Source organism: Streptomyces sp. NPDC046862 (assembly GCF_040704615.1).
Classification (GTDB): Bacteria; Actinomycetota; Actinomycetes; order Streptomycetales; family Streptomycetaceae; genus Streptomyces.
The window spans coordinates 48,848-66,536 of sequence record NZ_JBEYXP010000043.1 but is presented as its reverse complement, the minus strand read 5'-3'; the positions used below and the strand labels follow the sequence as shown (position 1 = coordinate 66,536).

The following is a 17,689-nucleotide window of genomic DNA, read 5'->3' as shown; positions in this document are numbered from 1 at the left end:
AAGAACAGGAGTTGCTGGGTGTCGAGTACGGACGTACGTACGGAAGCAGAGGACTCGGGACCCAGCGGCTACGCGGCGGCCCGGCTGCGTCTCCTCACTGAGGGGGCGCAGTCCGGGCCGCCGCGCCGTGCGGCTCTCGCCGAGCTCACGGACGACTGGCTCAGTGGTCTCTTCACCGCCGGCGCCGACGATCTGCGCGGTGTGTCGCTGGTCGCCGTCGGCGGCTACGGCCGGGGCGAGCTGTCGCCGCGCAGCGACCTCGACCTGCTGCTCCTCCACGACGGCGGTGACGCGGGCGCGGTCGCCGCCCTCGCCGACCGCATCTGGTACCCGGTGTGGGACCTGGGCCTCGCCCTCGACCACTCCGTCCGCACCCCTGCCGAGGCGCGCAAGACCGCGGGCGAGGACCTCAAGGTGCAGCTCGGCCTGCTGGACGCCCGCCACATCGCGGGCGACCTCGGGCTGACCGCCGGACTGCGCACGGCCGTACTGGCCGACTGGCGCAACCAGGCACCCAAACGCCTCCCCGAACTCCAGGAGCTGTGTGCCGAACGCGCCGAGCGCCAGGGCGAGTTGCAGTACCTGCTGGAACCCGACCTCAAGGAGGCCCGCGGTGGCCTGAGGGACGCCACGGCCCTGCGCGCCGTCGCCGCGTCCTGGCTCGCGGACGCACCCCGTGAGGGCCTCGCCGACGCCCGGCGCCGCCTCCTCGACGTACGGGACGCGCTCCACCTCACCACCGGCCGCGCCACCGACCGGCTTGCCCTCCAGGAACAGGACCAGGTCGCCGCCGAACTCGGTCTGCTCGACGCCGACACACTGCTGCGCCAGGTCTACGAGGCCGCGCGCGTCATCTCGTACGCCACGGACGTGACCTGGCGCGAGGTGGGGCGCGTGCTGCGGTCGCGCGCGGTACGGCCGCGGCTGCGTGCCATGCTCGGGGGCGGGAAGCCCACCGCCGAGCGCTCCCCGCTCGCGGAGGGCGTGGTCGAACAGGACGGCGAGGTGGTGCTCGCGCGGGCCGCGCGCCCCGAGCGCGACCCCGTCCTGCCGCTGCGCGCCGCCGCCGCTGCCGCCCAGGCCGGACTGCCCCTCTCGCTGCACGCGGTCCGCCGTATGGCGGCCGCCGCCCGCCCCGTGCCCACGCCCTGGCCCGCCGAGGCGCGCGAACAACTCGTCACGCTGCTCGGCTCGGGCCGCCCGACCGTGGACGTCTGGGAGGCGCTGGAGGCGGAGGGCCTGATCACCCGGCTGCTGCCCGACTGGGAGCGGGTGCGCTGCCGTCCGCAGCGCAACGCCGTGCACCTGTGGACCGTCGACCGGCACCTGATCGAGACGGCGGTACGGGCCTCCGAGTTCACCCGGCGCGTCCACCGCCCCGACCTCCTCCTGGTCGCCGCGCTCCTGCACGACATCGGCAAGGGCTGGCCCGGCGACCACTCCGTCGCGGGCGAGATCATCGCGAAGGACGTGGCCGCCCGCATCGGGTTCGACCGCGACGACGTGGCCGTGCTCGCCACCCTCGTACGCCACCACCTGCTGCTCGTGGAGACGGCCACCCGGCGCGACCTGGAGGACCCGGCGACGGTCCGCTCGGTCGCCGAGGCGGTCGGCTCCCAGGGAACCCTGGAGCTGCTGCACGCCCTGACCGAGGCGGACGCGCTGGCCACCGGCCCGGCGGCCTGGTCCACCTGGCGTGCCTCGCTGGTGGCCGACCTGGTCAAGCGGGTCGCGGCCGTGCTCTCCGGCGACGCCCCCGAGGAGATCGTGGCCGACGACGAGGCGCCCACCGCCGAACAGGAGCGGCTCGCCATCGAGGCGTTCCGCACCGGTGGCCCCGTCCTGGCCCTGCGCGCCCAGACCGAGCCGCCCGGCGGGAGCGAGGACAAGTCCTCCGGCGACCCCGAGCCCCTCGGCGTCGAACTGCTCATCGCCGTCCCCGACCAGCCGGGTGTCCTGCCCGCGGTCGCCGGCGTCCTGGCCGTGCACCGCCTGACCGTGCGCACGGCGGAGCTGCGCGCCCTGGACCTGTCCGACACCGTCGACGGCTCGGTGCTCCTGCTGAACTGGCGGGTGGCGGCGCAGTACGGCTCCCTGCCCCAGGCCGCCCGGCTGCGCACGGACCTGGTACGGGCGCTGGACGGCTCCCTGGACATCGCCTCCCGCCTGGCCGAGCGCGACGCGGCGTATCCGCGCCGCCGCGGTGTGGTCGCGCCCGCGGCGCGGGTGACGGTCGCCCCGGCCGCCTCCCACCACGCCACGGTGATCGAGGTACGGGCCCAGGACGCGCCCGGGCTGCTGTTCCGCATCGGGCGTGCGCTGGAGGACGCGGACGTACGGGTACGCAGTGCCCACGTCAGCACGCTGGGTGCCAACGCGGTGGACGCCTTCTACGTGACCAGCGCGAAGGGGGCGCCGCTGCCGGGGGAGGAGGCGGCCTCGGTGGCAAGGGCGCTGGAGGAGACGTTGCGGGGGTAGCCGACGGCCGGAGGCGCCTGTGTGCCGGGCGCCTCACAGTCCCGTACAGAACGGGTGGAGACCCCACCGCGCCCGGACAGATACCCTGGAGGGCAACCCACACTGCCCCCGACTCCGAGGACCGAAGCCGCCGTGTTCGATACGCTCTCCGATCGCCTCTCAGCGACTTTCAAGAACCTGCGGGGTAAGGGACGCCTCTCCGAGGCGGACATCGACGCCACGGCACGTGAGATCCGCGTCGCGCTCCTCGAAGCGGACGTGGCTCTTCCGGTCGTCCGGGGGTTCATCAAGAACATCAAGGAGCGGGCGCTCGGCGCCGACGTCTCCAAGGCGCTGAACCCGGCCCAGCAGGTCCTCAAGATCGTCAACGAGGAGCTCGTCCAGATCCTCGGCGGCGAGACCCGGCGCCTGCGCTTCGCCAAGCAGCCGCCGACCGTGATCATGCTGGCCGGTCTGCAGGGTGCCGGTAAGACGACGCTCGCGGGCAAGCTCGGCAAGTGGCTCAAGGAGCAGGGGCACTCCCCGCTGCTCGTCGCCGCCGACCTCCAGCGCCCGAACGCGGTCAACCAGCTCAGCGTGGTCGCCGAGCGCGCCGGCGTGGCCGTCTTCGCGCCGGAGCCCGGCAACGGCGTGGGCGACCCGGTCAAGGTCGCCAAGGACTCCATCGAGCACGCGAAGTCGAAGGTCCACGACATCGTGGTCGTCGACACCGCGGGCCGCCTGGGCATCGACCAGGAGATGATGCAGCAGGCCGCGGACATCCGGGACGCGGTCGGCCCCGACGAGATCCTGTTCGTCGTCGACGCGATGATCGGTCAGGACGCGGTCAACACGGCGGAGGCGTTCCGCGACGGTGTCGGTTTCGACGGTGTGGTGCTGTCGAAGCTGGACGGTGACGCGCGCGGTGGTGCGGCCCTGTCGATCGCCTCGGTGACCGGCAAGCCGATCATGTTCGCGTCGAACGGTGAGAAGCTCGAGGACTTCGACGCCTTCCACCCCGACCGGATGGCCTCCCGCATCCTCGACATGGGTGACCTGCTCACCCTGATCGAGCAGGCGGAGAAGACGTTCAGCCAGGAAGAGGCCGAGAAGATGGCCTCCAAGCTGGCGTCCAAGAAGGGCCAGGACTTCACCCTGGACGACTTCCTGGCCCAGATGGAGCAGGTCCGCAAGATGGGCTCCATCTCGAAGCTGCTCGGCATGCTGCCGGGCATGGGCCAGATCAAGGACCAGATCAACAACCTCGACGAGCGGGACGTCGACCGTACGGCCGCGATCATCAAGTCGATGACTCCGGCCGAGCGCCAGGAGCCGACGATCATCAACGGCTCGCGGCGTGCTCGTATCGCCAAGGGCTCCGGCGTCGAGGTCAGCGCGGTCAAGAACCTGGTCGAGCGGTTCTTCGAGGCCCGGAAGATGATGTCCCGTATGGCACAGGGCGGCGGCATGCCGGGGATGCCCGGGGTGCCGGGCATGGGGGGCGGCCCCGGCCGTCAGAAGAAGCAGCCGAAGAAGGCCAAGGGCAAGCAGCGTTCCGGCAACCCGATGAAGCGGAAGCAGCAGGAGGAGGAGGCCGCGGCTCGGCGTGCCGCCGGCCCTCAGGGCGCACCGGGCGGCGCGTTCGGCCTGCCGGGCCAGCAGGGCGGAGAGGACTTCGAACTGCCGGACGAGTTCAAGAAGTTCATGGGCTGATCGTCGGGTGGCGGGCCTGTGGCCGGCTTGGCTCCGTAGGGGCTGTTGGCTGTCGGCTGTCGGCTACGGCCGTCTCGTGCAGGACGCGTACATCGCCGGGGCGCTCTCGCTGTGAGGGAGCCCCGGCTTTTTGGCGCCCCCGCCGCCCCTACCCGTCCCATCCCCAGGAGCGCTGCCCCTTCGACCCCGGCCACCCGCTCCCCAAACGCCGGAGCGGCTTGATGGTGCGGGGCGGCGCTGGAGGGTAGGGCAGAAGGGGCGGTTTTCCAGGGCCGCGGGGCACTGCACGGCTTTTAGGGGCGCGGGGAACTGCGCGACCAGCCACACCCAACCCGCACCAACCCACCCGCACCAACCCACCCGCACCAACCCACCCGCACCAACCACCCCTCACCCCCAACACCCGCCCCCTCCCTGGGGCATGGGGGCGGAGCCCCCGGGGATGGGACGGGTAGGGGCGGCGGGGGCGAGAAAACGACGGGCTAAGGCGTCGTCGCGATCAGGTAGCGGAACACGTTCGGCATCCACACTGTCCCATCACCCCGCCGATGCGGATGAAGAGCCTCCGCCAACTCCTTGTCAACCTGCACCTGATCCGTCGCCGCGATCGCCGCGTCGAACAACCCCGTGGACAACAGCCCCCGCACCGCGCTGTCGACATCCGCGTACCCGAAGGGGCACGCCACCCGCCCGGACCCGTCCGGCCGCAGCCCGGCCCGCTGGGCGACCTCCTCCAGATCGTCCCGGAGGGCAGGACGCCAACTCCCCGCGGTACGCAACGGATCCGCCAGCTTGGCGGCCACCCGGAGCACGGACGACGTCGCACACCGCTCCGGCGGCCCCCAGCCCACCAGCACCACGGGCGTCCCCCGCCCGGCCAGTGGAGTCGCCTCGCTGAGCAGTTCGGCGAGCCCCTCGGAGTCTCCCGCCACACAGCCGATGGGCTCGAAGGCGGTCACGAGGTTGTACGCGGACTCCCCGGCGGCACCGACCACACCACCCGCACCGACCGCACCACCCGCACCGACCGCGTCCTCGGGCGCACCGTCGACGACCTGGATGTCCGCGCGCCCACGCGCCCCCCACGCCTCCGCCCCCAGCCTCTCCCGCGCCAGACACACCCGTTCGGGTGACTTCGCGTCGATGCCGGTGACGGTGGCCCCCCGGGAGGCCGCCATTAACAGAGCGAGTCCGGAACCGCAGCCGAGCCCCAGCACCCGCGTACCGGACCCCACTTCGAGTCGCTCATAGGCGGCCTCGTAGAGCGGCACGAGCATCCTTTCCTGGATCTCGGCCCAGTCACGCGCGCGTGTGCCCTGGTCCACGCGGGTCGCTGTCCCCGCGCGAGGTAGGTGCTGCCGCACGAGCGTAGGTGTCATATCGAAAGCGCCCCAATCCGCCGAGAGTTGCCCTGTGCCGTTCCTTGGCCCCCGTGCAGTGCGCTCGCACTCCCCCCGCTTTATCCCCCCGTATGCCAGGAAACTCCGCACCCGCCGTCGCGTCCAGTACTCACGGGCTCCGGCTTGTGCGCCGAGTGCGCGCGGAGAAAAGAATTCACATCCCCGCAACGTGCCGCCGTAGCATCGCGCCATGGCAAAGGCACCCGTTCTCACGCCCCGGGCGGACGACTTCCCGCGCTGGTACCAGGACCTGATCACCAAGGCCGAGCTGGCGGACAACGGGCCGGTGCGCGGCACCATGGTCATCCGACCGTACGGGTACGGACTGTGGGAGCGGATGCAGGCCGAGATGGATGCCCGGATCAAGGAGACGGGCACGCAGAACGCGTACTTCCCGCTGCTGATCCCGCAGTCGTACCTCACCCGTGAGGCCGACCACGTCGAGGGCTTCGCGCCCGAGCTCGCCGTGGTCACGCACGGTGGCGGCAAGGAGCTGGAGGAGCCGGCCGTCGTCCGCCCGACCTCCGAGATGATCATCAACGACTACTTCTCGAAGTGGGTGCAGAGCTACCGCGACCTGCCCCTGCTGATCAACCAGTGGGCCAACGTGGTCCGTTGGGAACTGCGGCCCCGGCTCTTCCTGCGTACCACCGAGTTCCTCTGGCAGGAGGGCCACACCGCGCACGCCACGCACGAGGACGCGCGCGACTTCGCCTCGCACATCCACCGCGAGGTCTACGAGGACTTCATGGTGAACGTGCTGGCGATGGACGTCGTCCCCGGCCGCAAGACCGTCAGGGAGCGCTTCGCCGGCGCCATCAACACCCTCACCCTCGAAGGCATGATGGGCGACGGCAAGGCCCTCCAGATGGCCACCAGTCACGAACTGGGCCAGAACTTCGCCCGGGCCTTCAACACCCAGTACCTGTCCAGGGAGGGCAGGCAGGAGCTCGTCTGGCAGACGTCCTGGGGCTCGACCACTCGCATGATCGGCGCCCTGGTGATGATGCACGGCGACGACAACGGCCTGCGCGTGCCGCCGCGCCTCGCCCAGGTCCAGGCGGTCGTCCTCGCGATCAAGGGGGACGAGGCGGTTCTGGCCAAGGTCCGGGAAGTCGGTGACAAACTCAGGGCGGCCGGGGTCCGCGTCCAGGTGGACGACCGGGTCGACACGCCCTTCGGCCGCCGTGCCGTCGACTGGGAGCTCAAGGGCGTGCCCGTACGGATCGAGGTCGGCCCCCGCGACCTGGAGAACGGGACCGCGATGCTTGCCCGCCGCATCCCGGGAGGCAAGGAGCCGGTCTCCCTGGACTCCCTGGCGGAGCTCGTTCCCGCCGTCCTCGAAGAGGACCAGGCCCTTCTCCTGAAGCAGGCCCGCGAGCGCCGCGAGTCCCGTACGACGGACGTGGCGACGTTCGAGGAGGCCGTCGAGGCCGTCACGGCCGGTGGCTGGGCCCGCATCCCGTGGGCGGTCCTCGGCGCGGACGGCGAGGCCAAGCTCGCGGATCACGCGGCGACCGTACGGTGTCTGGTCGCCGAGGACGGGTCGGTGCCCGAGGCCGAGGACGCACCGGGTAACGTCGCCATCGTGGCGCGCGCTTACTAGTGCAGCCGGTTCCGGCGAGAGAGAGGCCGAAACGCCTCTTGCGTAGCTGATGACCCCAGGTGCCCCGGCGCGCGGGCGACGCCTACGCGCTGGGGCGTACGTGTGACTACGTACCGCCTTGGTAGGAGCTGTGAGGCTTCTCCGCAGATCGGCGCACCCGCCCTCGTCAGGTCGCATCAGCGGCAACTGACGGGTACGTGCAAATTATTTGAGATGCCCCGGAATAGGAACACAGCGGGACCCCGGCTCGTTGTCATTACGTGAGCACGACACAGACACCACCTGTTCTCGCCGCAGAGCTGGCGCAGGCGTGGGCCGACATTCAGCGGCACCACCCCGAGCTGCCGGATCTTGCCGCTCCAGAGTCCCTGATCGGGGAGTCGTCGTCCGCCTGCGGGCACGAGCTCTCCTTCGAGCGACTGCTCCATGAGGCAGTCCACGGCATCGCCGCCGCCCGAGGAGTCCGCGACACCTCCCGCGCCGGCCGCTACCACAACCGCAGATTCCTCGCGATCGCCGAGGAGCTGGGCCTGGACCACCCCGAGGAGCCGCACCCCAGCAGCGGCTTCTCGCTGGTCACGCTCAACCCCGAGGCGAAGCGCCGCTACCGCCCGACCATCGAGCGGCTCCAGCGCGCGCTGAAGGCCCACTCCGCCGCGACCGCCGCCGACACGGCCAGCTCCTTCCGCGGCCCGGCGGCCCGCCACGGCTCCTCCGGGGGCGGTGTCCGGGTGAAGGCGGTCTGCGACTGCGGGCGCAACGTCCGGGTCGTTCCGTCGGTCCTGGCCCAGGCGCCGATCGTGTGCGGCGGATGCGGAAAGCCGTTCCGCATCCCCGAGGTGGTCGGCGCGGCGGCCAGCTGAGACGACGGCTGCTCGTGGCAGCCGTACCCCAGCAGTCGCAGCGGGACATGAGCGGGTGTGGCGGCACCCTGCCCGGACGGTGAGCGGACGAGCCTCACCGATCCGGCGCCGGGTGTCGCTCGGTCATGCCCGAAGCCCCTCGTGGCCGGAGCGATCTCCGGTGTGTGGCACAATGGCTAGCTGTACTCGACAGCCGCACAGGACCCCTCTCTCCTCCGGCTGACGCGTCCATCGGGCACTCGGGTACCGCAACCCCACGCGGCTCTCTCGCCGTGCCCAACCACGTCAAATCCAGGAGAACCCACTCCCGTGGCAGTCAAGATCAAGCTGAAGCGTCTGGGCAAGATCCGTTCGCCTCACTACCGCATCGTCGTCGCCGACTCCCGTACCCGCCGTGACGGCCGGGCCATCGAGGAGATCGGCAAGTACCACCCGACGTACCACCCGTCGGTGATCGAGGTCGACGCCGAGCGTGTCGCGTACTGGCTGGGTGTCGGCGCGCAGCCGACCGAGCCCGTGCTCGCGATCCTCAAGAAGACCGGCGACTGGCAGAAGTACAAGGGCGAGCCCGCCCCGGCACCGCTGCTCGTGGCCGAGGCCAAGTCCTCGCGCCCGTCCTTCGAGGCTCTCGGCGGTGACGACGAGGCAAAGGGTGAGGCCATCACCCAGAAGAAGAAGGCCGAGAAGAAGGACGAGGCTGCGGCTGAGTCCGAGTCGACCGAGGCCTGAGCATGCTCGAGGAGGCTCTCGAGCACCTCGTGAAGGGCATCGTCGACAACCCTGATGATGTGCAGGTCGCCTCGCGCAACCTGCGCCGCGGGCGCGTCCTCGAGGTCCGGGTCCACCCCGACGACCTCGGCAAGGTGATCGGTCGCAACGGCCGCACCGCGCGTGCCCTGCGCACCGTCGTCGGCGCCATCGGTGGCCGTGGCGTCCGCGTCGACCTCGTCGACGTGGATCAGGTCCACTGACACATCGCAGCACCGGCTCGGGCCGGGGAAGGCCACTGGGCCGTCCCCGGCCCGCAGTCGTTCCGACAGGAGATCTTGACAAGTGCAGCTGGTAGTCGCACGGATCGGCCGCGCCCACGGCATCAAGGGCGAGGTCACCGTCGAGGTACGCACCGACGAGCCGGAGCTGAGGCTCGCGCCCGGTGCCGTACTCCACACGGACCCCGCTTCCACGGGCCCCCTCACCATCGAGACCGGCAGGGTGCACAGCGGCCGGCTGCTCCTGCGCTTCGAGGGCGTACGCGACCGCACCGGCGCCGAGGCCCTGCGCAACACCCTCCTGATCGCCGACGTGGACCCGGACGAGCTCCCCGAGGACGAGGACGAGTACTACGACCATCAGCTGATGGACCTCGACGTGGTCACCAAGGACGGCGTGGAGGTCGGCCGGATCACCGAGATCTCGCACCTGCCCTCGCAGGACCTCTTCATCGTCGAGCGGCCCGACGGGAGCGAGGTGATGATCCCGTTCGTCGAGGAGATCGTCACCGAGATCGACCTGGAGGAGCAGCGGGCGGTCATCGACCCGCCGCCGGGCCTGATCGACGACCGCGCCGAGACGGCCTCGTCGAGGGACGAGGCGGAGACGGCCTCGTCGGACGGGACAGCCTCGTCGAGGGACGAGAACGCATGAGGCTCGACGTCGTCACGATCTTCCCCGAGTACCTCGAACCCCTGAACGTGTCGCTCGTGGGCAAGGCACGCGCGCGTGGACAGCTGAATGTGCACGTGCATGATCTGCGTGCCTGGACGTACGACCGTCACAACACCGTCGACGACACGCCGTACGGCGGCGGCCCCGGCATGGTGATGAAGACCGACCCCTGGGGTGACGCGCTGGACTCCGTGCTGGCCGACGGCTACGAGACCGGCTCCCACGGTCCGGCCCTCATCGTCCCCACGCCCAGCGGCCGCCCCTTCACCCAGGCGCTCGCCGTCGAACTCTCCGAGTGCCCCTGGCTGATCTTCACGCCCGCCCGTTACGAGGGCATCGACCGCCGCGTCATCGACGAGTACGCGACCCGGATGCCCGTCCACGAGGTGTCCATCGGCGACTACGTCCTCGCCGGCGGCGAGGCGGCCGTCCTCGTCGTCACCGAGGCCGTGGCGCGGCTGCTGCCGGGCGTCCTGGGCAACGCCGAGTCGCACCAGGACGACTCCTTCGCGCCCGGAGCCATGGCGAGCCTCCTGGAGGGCCCGGTCTACACGAAGCCGCCCGAGTGGCGCGGCCGCGGCATCCCGGACGTGCTGCTCAGCGGCCACCACGGAAAGATCGCCCGCTGGCGCCGCGACGAGGCGCTGAGGCGTACGACGGCCAACCGGCCCGATCTCATCGAGGCCTGCGACCCCAAGGCGTTCGACAAGAAGGACCGCGAGATGCTCTCCATCCTCGGCTGGTCGCCCGACCCGGAGGGTGAGCCGCACGGCCGATTTTGGCGCAGGACGGACGGCGTGGAACAATAGACCGCTGTTGTGCGTCGTCCGGCGCGCGCCCCTGCCACAGGGGGACACGACGCCCGCCCCGACCCGGACAGCAAACCTCTCGAAGAACCTAGTTCCCGCCGATGACCTGTGGCATGGGCGAAGAAAGCAGACGAAATGTCTCACCTGCTCGACACCGTCGACGCCGCGTCGCTGCGCAGCGACATCCCGGCCTTCCGCCCGGGTGACACCGTCAACGTCCACGTCCGCGTCATCGAGGGCAACCGCTCCCGTGTGCAGCAGTTCAAGGGCGTTGTCATCCGCCGCCAGGGCGACGGTGTCCGCGAGACCTTCACGGTCCGCAAGGTCTCGTTCTCCGTCGGCGTCGAGCGCACCTTCCCGGTGCACACCCCGATCGTCGAGAAGATCGAGCTCGTCACCCGCGGTGACGTCCGTCGCGCGAAGCTGTACTACCTGCGCGACCTTCGCGGCAAGGCCGCGAAGATCAAGGAGAAGCGCGAGAACTGATCGCGCGCTCACCGCGAGCGAAAAGGTCGCTCACCGTGAGCCGAAAGGTGTCACAAAGCGGGGCCGGATAGCATCTGGCCCCGATGGACACCGAAGAACACCACGTGGAGCGCGACCGCTCCTCCCGCCCCTCTGGGGACGAGACACAATCGGACAACTCCGGCCGGACGCCGGGCGGTTCCGAAGAGATCTCGGACACAGCGGAGCCGGAGGGACGGTCGCGTTTCTCGTTGGTCGTCCGCGTCGCCGACTGGCTTCCCGGCGGACGGATCACCCTGACCGCACTGTTTTGCCTGGTTTTTCTGCTGCTTCTCAACACGTTCGTGATCCAGCCGTTCCAGATTCCCAGCAGCTCCATGGAGAGCGGATTGAGGATCGGGGACCGCGTTCTCGTAAATAAGTTGGCGTACCGTTTCGGTTCCGAGCCGCGGCGGGGTGACGTCGTCGTGTTCGACGGCACCGACTACTTCGGGAACGCCGACTACATCAAGCGCGTTGTGGGCGTTGGGGGAGACCATGTGGTCTGCTGCGACAGGGAGGGGAGGCTTGAGGTGAACGGCCGGTCGGTCGACGAGTCGGCGTTTCTGTACCCGGGGGACAGCCCGTCGGACGTGCCCTTCGACGTGGTCGTGCCCGACGGCACCCTGTTCGTCCTCGGTGACCACCGCAGCGATTCCAGCGACTCCCGCGACCACCTCGGGTCGCCGGGCGGCGGAATGATCCCTGTCGGGAGAGTGATCGGCAGAGCGGGCTGGATCGTCTGGCCCGTCGGCCACATGACGGTCCTGGACCGCCCCGGCGCCTACGCGCGCGTGCCCGCCGCGTCCGCCGCGGACGGTGCCCATGGGTAACCGCGGAAGGCCCCGCGGGGCGGTCGCCAGCCCCGCCGAGAACCTGCTGCCCACCGGTGCCCGCCGGGCCGGCGGAGCGGCCCGCCCGAGTCGGGTGGAGCGGCGCAAGCTCGCCCGCAAGATCAAGCGACGCCGGCGCCGCTCGGCCCTCAAGGAGATCCCGCTCCTCATAGGCGTCGCGGTGGTCATAGCCCTGGTCCTGAAGACCTTCCTGGTCCAGGCGTTCGTGATCCCGTCGGGCTCGATGGAGAACACGATCCAGATCGGCGACCGCGTCCTGGTCGACAAGCTCACCCCGTGGTTCGGCTCCGAGCCGCAGCGCGGGGACGTCGTCGTGTTCAAGGACCCCGGCGGCTGGCTGGATGACGAGCAGACGACGGTCAAGCAGGACGACCCCGTCGTGATCAAGCAGGTCAAGGAGGGCCTGCAGTTCATCGGACTGCTGCCCTCCGACAACGAAAAAGACCTGATCAAGCGGGTCGTCGCGGTCGGCGGCGACACCGTCAAGTGCTGCGACACCCAGGGGCGGGTCACCGTCAACGGCATGCCGCTCAAGGAGCCGTACATCCATCCGGGCAACGCGCCGTCGTCGATCAAGTTCCAGGTGACGGTGCCTCAGGGCCGCCTGTGGGTCATGGGCGACCACCGCGCCAACTCCGCCGACTCGCGCTACCACCGCACCGAGTCGTACAACGGAACCGTGGCCGAGAGCTCGGTCGTCGGCCGTGCCGTGGTGATCGCATGGCCCATCGGGAACTGGACCCAGCTGGAGGAGCCGGACACGTACGCTTCCGTGCCGAGCGGGTCGACCACCGCCCTCGGCACGTCGCATAGGGTGGCGTCAGCGGATCTGAACGGATTGATCCCGCTCCCGACCCCTGCGGAACTCCCGCTCGTTATGGGAGTGGTGGGCCTGCACCGGATGAGGCGCAGGCGGCGGTACGGCGTGAGGAGTGGATGTGGGGGATTTGGCGGTCGGCGCACGATCCGGACACGGTGGCCCCGAGGAGCCGGAGCGGCCCGACGAGGCGGCTTCCCCGGCCGCGGAGGACGCAGTGAGCCCCGGGAGTGCCCCAGGCCCCGGGAGTGACTCCCCGGAGGACGGGGCCGCCGGGCAGGGCCCGGACGCCTCGGACGACGAGCAGGGACACAGGCCGAGGAAGAAGCAGCGGTCCTTCTGGAAGGAACTGCCGATCCTCGTCGGCATCGCGCTGGTCCTCGCCCTGCTGATCAAGACCTTCCTGGTGCAGGCGTTCTCGATCCCCTCGGACTCGATGCAGAACACTCTCCAGCAGGGCGACCGGGTCCTGGTCGACAAGCTCACCCCGTGGTTCGGCTCCGAGCCGGAGCGCGGCGAGGTCGTCGTCTTCCACGACCCCGACAACTGGCTCGCGGGTGAGCCCACGCCCGACGCCAACCCCGTACAGCGGGTGCTCAGCTGGATCGGCCTGATGCCCTCCGCCGAGGAGAAGGACCTCATCAAGCGGGTCGTCGGCGTCGCGGGCGACACCATCGAGTGCAAGAACACCGGCCCGCTGAAGGTCAACGGCAAGGCGCTGAACGAGCAGTCGTACGTCTACGAGGGGAACACCCCGTGCAGCGTCGACGACCAGGGCGGTCAGTTCAAGGTGAAGGTACCCAAGGGCAAAATCTGGGTCATGGGTGACCACCGGCAGAACTCACTGGACTCCCGCTACCACCAGAGCGACAAGAACAAGGGCATGGTCCCCGTGGACAACGTCGTGGGCCGTGCCATCGTGGTCGCCTGGCCGCCCACGCGCTGGGCCACGCTGCCGGTTCCCGACACCTTCGACCAGGATCTGAGCGCGGCGGCTCCCGGAGCGCTCGGCCTCGCGGGCGCGGTTCCGCTGGTGTTGTGGCGCCGTCGCCGTCTCCTTACCGACGGAAACCCCAGGGTTTCTGGCGGCGGTACCGCCGGGTAGGGTGCCGTCCCAGATCGCCGATCTCCCGCCGCCGCGCACGGTCGCAGGGAAGTCGATTCTCCGACCTGGGGAGCACTGGGAATGAGCGGGACGACACGTCGTACGGACGAGGGCCACGGACGGCTCGGCAACACGTTGTCGGGGCTGGCCGTGGCCCTCGGCTGTGTGCTCTTCCTCGGCGGCTTCGGCTGGGGCGCCTTCGTCTACCGGCCGTACACCGTGCCGACCGACTCGATGTCGCCCACCATCACGGCCGGTGACCGGGTCCTCGCCCAGCGGGTCGACGGCACTGTGGTCAAGCGCGGTGACGTCGTCGTCTTCCGGGAGAAGAGCTGGGGCGAGGACATGCCGCTGGTCAAGCGGGTCGTGGCGGTCGGCGGCGACAAGGTCGCCTGCTGCACGCAGGGCAAGCTGACCGTCAACGGCAAGAAGATCGACGAGGGCTACCTCCCCAAGGGCCAGGACGCGGAGGCCATGGGCATCCCGGAGATCACGGTGCCCGAGGGGCGTCTGTTCCTCCTGGGTGACGAGCGCAGCGGCTCCCTGGACTCCACGGCCCACCTCACGGAGGCCGGCAGGGGCACGGTGCCCCGGAGCTCCGTGGACGCGCGCGTCGACGCCGTCGTGTGGCCCATGGACGGCATGCTGGCCCGCCCCACGGGCTTCGAGACACTCGGCCCGCTGTCGTCACCGGGCCCGCTGCGGCTGATCACGGCGGCGATCGTCGTGGGCGCGGTGCTCGTCCTGGGCGGCGGGGCGTACGGGCCGATCGCCAAGCGCATGGCCAACCGCCGCCGCACGACGACGGCGGCGGCGACGGAGCCCGCCGGTGCCCGCTGAGGCGCCGTACGAGGGCGGCCCCCGCAAGGTGGCCAGGGTCGTGCTGCTGGACCCGCAGGAGCGCGTCCTGCTGCTGCACGGGCACGAACCGGACGACCCGGCGGACGACTGGTGGTTCACACCCGGTGGCGGTCTGGAGGGCGCCGAGACACGCGAGGAGGCCGCCCTGCGGGAACTCGTCGAGGAGACCGGCATCACCGAGGTCGAACTCGGCCCGGTGCTGTGGCGGCGCAGATGTTCCTTTCCGTTCGCCGGCCGCCGCTGGGACCAGGACGAGTGGTACTACCTGGCCCGTACGCGCCAGACCGTGACCAGGGCAGCCGGCCTCACCGACCTGGAACGCCGCACTGTCGCCGGAGCGCGCTGGTGGACGTGTGAGGAACTGACCGAAGCACATGAGACGGTGTATCCGACCAGACTCGCCGAGCTGCTGCGCAGGCTGCTCGACGAAGGTCCCCCGGCCAGGCCCGAGGTCCTCGACACGGAAATCGTCTAGGGGCTCCCGGGGCTGGCGCACAATAGGGGGACGCACGGCTGAAGGGGAACATGCCATGAGCGCCGAGGACCTCGAAAAGTACGAGACCGAGATGGAGCTCAAGCTCTACCGGGAGTACCGCGATGTCGTCGGTCTGTTCAAATACGTGATCGAGACCGAGCGTCGCTTCTACCTGACCAACGACTACGAGATGCAGGTGCACTCGGTCCAGGGTGAGGTGTTCTTCGAGGTGTCGATGGCGGACGCCTGGGTGTGGGACATGTACCGCCCGGCCCGCTTCGTGAAGCAGGTGCGCGTCCTGACGTTCAAGGACGTGAACATCGAGGAGCTGAACAAGAGCGATCTGGAGCTCCCGGGCGGGTGACCCGCCGCGGCCGCACACCCCGTGTGGGTGACGGAGTTTTCCACAACCGCTGAGTTGTCCACCAAGATCCACTGCGTGGAGGCGGATGCGTGACGGTTGGCGCCGGAGGTGGTGCCGACATGAACACACGCGTCGACACGAACACACGCAACGCAGGAAACGCACGCAACGCACGCAACGCACGCAACGCTGGCAACGCACGCAGTGCGATCGGCAAGTACGGGGAAGAGCTGGCCGCCCGGCGGCTGACCGAGGCCGGGATGACCGTCCTGGAGCGCAACTGGCGCTGCGGCAGGACCGGCGAGATCGACATCGTGGCCAGGGACGGCGACGTCCTCGTCGTCTGCGAGGTGAAGACCCGCCGGGGCGGCTGCTTCGAGCATCCGATGGCCGCCATCACCCAGGTCAAGGCCGGACGACTGCGCGAGCTCGCCGAACACTGGCTCCACGCGCACGGAGGAGCGCCGCCGGGTGGCGTGCGTATCGACCTGGTGGGTGTCGTCCTGCCCGAGCGCGGGGCCGCCGTCGTCGAGCACGTGCGAGGGGTGGCCTGATGGGATTCGCCCGTACGTGTTCGGTGGCGTTGGTCGGCGTCGAGGGCGTCGTCGTCGAGGTCCAGGCCGACCTCGAACCGGGTGTCGCGGCGTTCACGCTGGTGGGACTGCCCGACAAGAGCCTGACGGAGAGCCGGGACCGGGTCCGGGCGGCGGTGGTCAACTCCGGCGCCGAGTGGCCGCAGAAGAAGCTCACGGTGGGACTGAGCCCCGCCTCGGTGCCGAAGGCCGGCAGCGGATTCGATCTCGCCGTCGCCTGCGCAGTCATGGGCGCCTCCGAGCGGATCGACCCGCGCGTTCTCGCGGACATCGTGATGATCGGGGAACTGGGGCTCGACGGCCGCGTCCGGCCGGTGCGCGGCATCCTGCCCGCGGTGCTGGCCGCCGCCGACGCGGGCTACGAGCAGGTGGTGGTCCCCGAGTGCGCGGCGGCGGAGGCGTCGCTGGTGCCGGGCGTGTCGGTGCTGGGCGTCCGCAGCCTGCGCCAGCTGATCGCGGTCCTCACGGACGAGCCCGTACCCGACGAGGAGCCGGACGACGGCCGCCCCGACCCGCTGATGGCCGGCCTGCGCATGCCGGGAGTGGGCGCCGCCACGGGCATGCACGGCGTGGGTGCCGCCCACCCCCACGACCACGGGCACGACCTCGCCGACGTCGTCGGCCAGCTCTCGGCACGGACCGCGGTGGAGGTCGCCGCGGCCGGCGGCCACCATCTGTTCCTGGAGGGTCCGCCGGGCGCCGGCAAGACGATGCTCGCCGAACGGCTGCCGGCCATCCTCCCGACGCTCAGCAGGCAGGAGTCGCTGGAGGTCACGGCCGTCCACTCGGTCGCCGGCCTGCTGCCCGCGGGCAAGCCCCTGGTCGACGTCCCGCCCTACTGCGCCCCTCACCACTCGGCCACCATGCAGGCACTCGTCGGCGGCGGTCAGGGCATCGCCCGGCCGGGCGCGGTGTCCCTGGCCCATCGAGGGGTGCTCTTCCTCGACGAGACGCCCGAGTTCAGCGGCCAGGCCCTCGACGCGCTGCGCCAGCCGCTGGAAGCGGGGCACGTCGTGATCGCCCGCAGTGCCGGCGTGGTGCGGTTCCCGGCGAAGTTCCTGATGGTGCTGGCGGCCAATCCGTGTCCGTGCGGTCGCTTCTCGCAGCGGGACGACCTGTGCGAGTGCCCGTCCGCCGCGATCCGCCGCTACCAGGCCCGACTCTCCGGCCCGCTCCTCGACAGGGTGGACCTCAGGGTGGAGGTCGACCGCGTCACGCGTTCCGAGCTGACGGAGCGCGGTGCGCGGGGCGAGTCCACCGCCGTGGTCGCCGACCGGGTGCGCGCGGCACGGGAGCGGGCGGCCGCGCGCCTGGCCGACACCCCGTGGCGGACGAACAGCGAGGTGCCCGGGCGGGAGCTGCGCAGCCGGTGGTTCGCCGCACCGGGCGCCATGGATGAGGCCGAGCGCGGACTGGAGAGGGGCGCGCTGACCGCGCGCGGCCTCGACCGCGTCCTGCGTGTCGCCTGGACCATCGCCGACCTCGTGGGTCACGACCGTCCGGACGCCCTGGACGTCGGCCTCGCCCTGCAACTGCGGACCGGTGTGCCCCGCGGAGTGCCCATGGCGATCGGAGCGCTGTCATGAGCGGCGTCCAGCGTTCA

Annotated in this window: 18 protein-coding genes; 17 read left to right on the top strand and 1 reads right to left on the bottom strand. The window is 70.7% G+C overall.

The features are described 5' to 3' along the window. The first annotated feature begins 18 nt into the window (after positions 1 to 18). On the top strand, positions 19 to 2,478 hold the full coding sequence (locus AB0959_RS36985) for a [protein-PII] uridylyltransferase (protein WP_366831140.1): 2,460 nt from the start codon (positions 19 to 21) through the stop codon (positions 2,476 to 2,478). 132 nt (positions 2,479 to 2,610) lie between these two features. Beyond that, positions 2,611 to 4,170: a signal recognition particle protein gene (ffh, locus tag AB0959_RS36980; RefSeq protein WP_366831139.1), complete on the top strand. Its 1,560-nt coding sequence runs from the start codon at positions 2,611 to 2,613 to the stop codon at positions 4,168 to 4,170. A gap of 482 nt (positions 4,171 to 4,652) precedes the next feature. On the opposite strand, the gene AB0959_RS36975 is transcribed toward ffh, so the two are convergent. Next, positions 4,653 to 5,549, bottom strand: coding sequence for an SAM-dependent methyltransferase (locus AB0959_RS36975; protein ID WP_366831138.1), 897 nt, complete (start codon positions 5,547 to 5,549; stop codon positions 4,653 to 4,655). A gap of 211 nt (positions 5,550 to 5,760) precedes the next feature. Here AB0959_RS36975 and proS point away from each other — a divergent pair, with 211 nt between their 5' ends. From proS to AB0959_RS36900, 15 genes are all read left to right on the top strand, one after another. Beyond that, entirely contained in the window at positions 5,761 to 7,176 is a 1,416-nt protein-coding gene (gene proS / locus AB0959_RS36970; RefSeq protein WP_366831137.1) for a proline--tRNA ligase, read from the top strand. Positions 7,177 to 7,436: 260 nt separating this feature from the next. Further along, entirely contained in the window at positions 7,437 to 8,039 is a 603-nt protein-coding gene (locus AB0959_RS36965) for a hypothetical protein (RefSeq protein WP_366831136.1), read from the top strand. Positions 8,040 to 8,348: 309 nt separating this feature from the next. After that, positions 8,349 to 8,768: a 30S ribosomal protein S16 gene (rpsP, locus tag AB0959_RS36960; RefSeq protein WP_322724744.1), complete on the top strand. Its 420-nt coding sequence runs from the start codon at positions 8,349 to 8,351 to the stop codon at positions 8,766 to 8,768. A gap of 2 nt (positions 8,769 to 8,770) precedes the next feature. Beyond that, complete coding sequence (locus AB0959_RS36955; RefSeq protein ID WP_030361979.1) at positions 8,771 to 9,010, top strand: RNA-binding protein; 240 nt, start codon at positions 8,771 to 8,773, stop codon at positions 9,008 to 9,010. 82 nt (positions 9,011 to 9,092) lie between these two features. Continuing rightward, a complete protein-coding gene (gene rimM, locus AB0959_RS36950; RefSeq protein ID WP_366831135.1) occupies positions 9,093 to 9,683 on the top strand; it encodes a ribosome maturation factor RimM in 591 nt (196 codons plus the stop codon). Further along, positions 9,680 to 10,513, top strand: a complete 834-nt coding sequence (gene trmD / locus AB0959_RS36945) for a tRNA (guanosine(37)-N1)-methyltransferase TrmD (protein ID WP_366831134.1) — start codon at positions 9,680 to 9,682, stop codon at positions 10,511 to 10,513. Before rimM ends, trmD begins: the two co-directional genes overlap by 4 nt. Before the next feature lie 135 nt (positions 10,514 to 10,648). Then, entirely contained in the window at positions 10,649 to 10,999 is a 351-nt protein-coding gene (gene rplS / locus AB0959_RS36940) for a 50S ribosomal protein L19 (protein ID WP_152772491.1), read from the top strand. 83 nt (positions 11,000 to 11,082) lie between these two features. Then, positions 11,083 to 11,850 (top strand): signal peptidase I, encoded by a 768-nt coding sequence (gene lepB, locus AB0959_RS36935; protein WP_366831133.1) that lies wholly within the window; start codon positions 11,083 to 11,085, stop codon positions 11,848 to 11,850. Further along, complete coding sequence (gene lepB, locus AB0959_RS36930; RefSeq protein ID WP_366831132.1) at positions 11,843 to 12,940, top strand: signal peptidase I; 1,098 nt, start codon at positions 11,843 to 11,845, stop codon at positions 12,938 to 12,940. Before lepB (AB0959_RS36935) ends, lepB (AB0959_RS36930) begins: the two co-directional genes overlap by 8 nt. Further along, the gene (lepB, locus tag AB0959_RS36925; RefSeq protein WP_366831131.1) at positions 12,906 to 13,793 is read left to right on the top strand and encodes a signal peptidase I; all 888 of its coding nucleotides are present in this window, start codon (positions 12,906 to 12,908) and stop codon (positions 13,791 to 13,793) included. Before lepB (AB0959_RS36930) ends, lepB (AB0959_RS36925) begins: the two co-directional genes overlap by 35 nt. An 81-nt stretch (positions 13,794 to 13,874) precedes the next feature. Then, on the top strand, positions 13,875 to 14,633 hold the full coding sequence (gene lepB / locus AB0959_RS36920) for a signal peptidase I (protein ID WP_366831130.1): 759 nt from the start codon (positions 13,875 to 13,877) through the stop codon (positions 14,631 to 14,633). Continuing rightward, complete coding sequence (locus AB0959_RS36915; protein ID WP_366831129.1) at positions 14,623 to 15,129, top strand: NUDIX hydrolase; 507 nt, start codon at positions 14,623 to 14,625, stop codon at positions 15,127 to 15,129. Before lepB (AB0959_RS36920) ends, AB0959_RS36915 begins: the two co-directional genes overlap by 11 nt. 55 nt (positions 15,130 to 15,184) lie before the next feature. Further along, a complete protein-coding gene (locus AB0959_RS36910) occupies positions 15,185 to 15,493 on the top strand; it encodes a DUF2469 domain-containing protein (RefSeq protein ID WP_003965949.1) in 309 nt (102 codons plus the stop codon). Positions 15,494 to 15,612: 119 nt separating this feature from the next. Then, the gene (locus tag AB0959_RS36905) at positions 15,613 to 16,047 is read left to right on the top strand and encodes a YraN family protein (RefSeq protein WP_366831128.1); all 435 of its coding nucleotides are present in this window, start codon (positions 15,613 to 15,615) and stop codon (positions 16,045 to 16,047) included. Then, positions 16,047 to 17,672, top strand: a complete 1,626-nt coding sequence (locus tag AB0959_RS36900) for a YifB family Mg chelatase-like AAA ATPase (RefSeq protein ID WP_366831127.1) — start codon at positions 16,047 to 16,049, stop codon at positions 17,670 to 17,672. The genes AB0959_RS36905 and AB0959_RS36900 overlap by 1 nt, the downstream gene beginning before the upstream one ends. The last annotated feature ends 17 nt before the right edge of the window (positions 17,673 to 17,689 follow it).

Excerpts from the sequence above, each read along its gene's own strand:
- AB0959_RS36975 (WP_366831138.1), bottom strand. The coding sequence starts at position 5,549 with ATGACACCTACGCTCGTGCGGCAGCACCTACCTCGCGCGGGGACAGCG.
- proS (WP_366831137.1), top strand. The coding sequence starts at position 5,761 with ATGGCAAAGGCACCCGTTCTCACGCCCCGGGCGGACGACTTCCCGCGC.
- AB0959_RS36955 (WP_030361979.1), top strand. The coding sequence starts at position 8,771 with ATGCTCGAGGAGGCTCTCGAGCACCTCGTGAAGGGCATCGTCGACAAC.
- trmD (WP_366831134.1), top strand. The coding sequence starts at position 9,680 with ATGAGGCTCGACGTCGTCACGATCTTCCCCGAGTACCTCGAACCCCTG.
- rplS (WP_152772491.1), top strand. The coding sequence starts at position 10,649 with ATGTCTCACCTGCTCGACACCGTCGACGCCGCGTCGCTGCGCAGCGAC.
- lepB (WP_366831133.1), top strand. The coding sequence starts at position 11,083 with ATGGACACCGAAGAACACCACGTGGAGCGCGACCGCTCCTCCCGCCCC.
- lepB (WP_366831132.1), top strand. The coding sequence starts at position 11,843 with ATGGGTAACCGCGGAAGGCCCCGCGGGGCGGTCGCCAGCCCCGCCGAG.
- lepB (WP_366831130.1), top strand. The coding sequence starts at position 13,875 with ATGAGCGGGACGACACGTCGTACGGACGAGGGCCACGGACGGCTCGGC.
- AB0959_RS36910 (WP_003965949.1), top strand. The coding sequence starts at position 15,185 with ATGAGCGCCGAGGACCTCGAAAAGTACGAGACCGAGATGGAGCTCAAG.
- AB0959_RS36905 (WP_366831128.1), top strand. The coding sequence starts at position 15,613 with ATGAACACACGCGTCGACACGAACACACGCAACGCAGGAAACGCACGC.
- AB0959_RS36900 (WP_366831127.1), top strand. The coding sequence starts at position 16,047 with ATGGGATTCGCCCGTACGTGTTCGGTGGCGTTGGTCGGCGTCGAGGGC.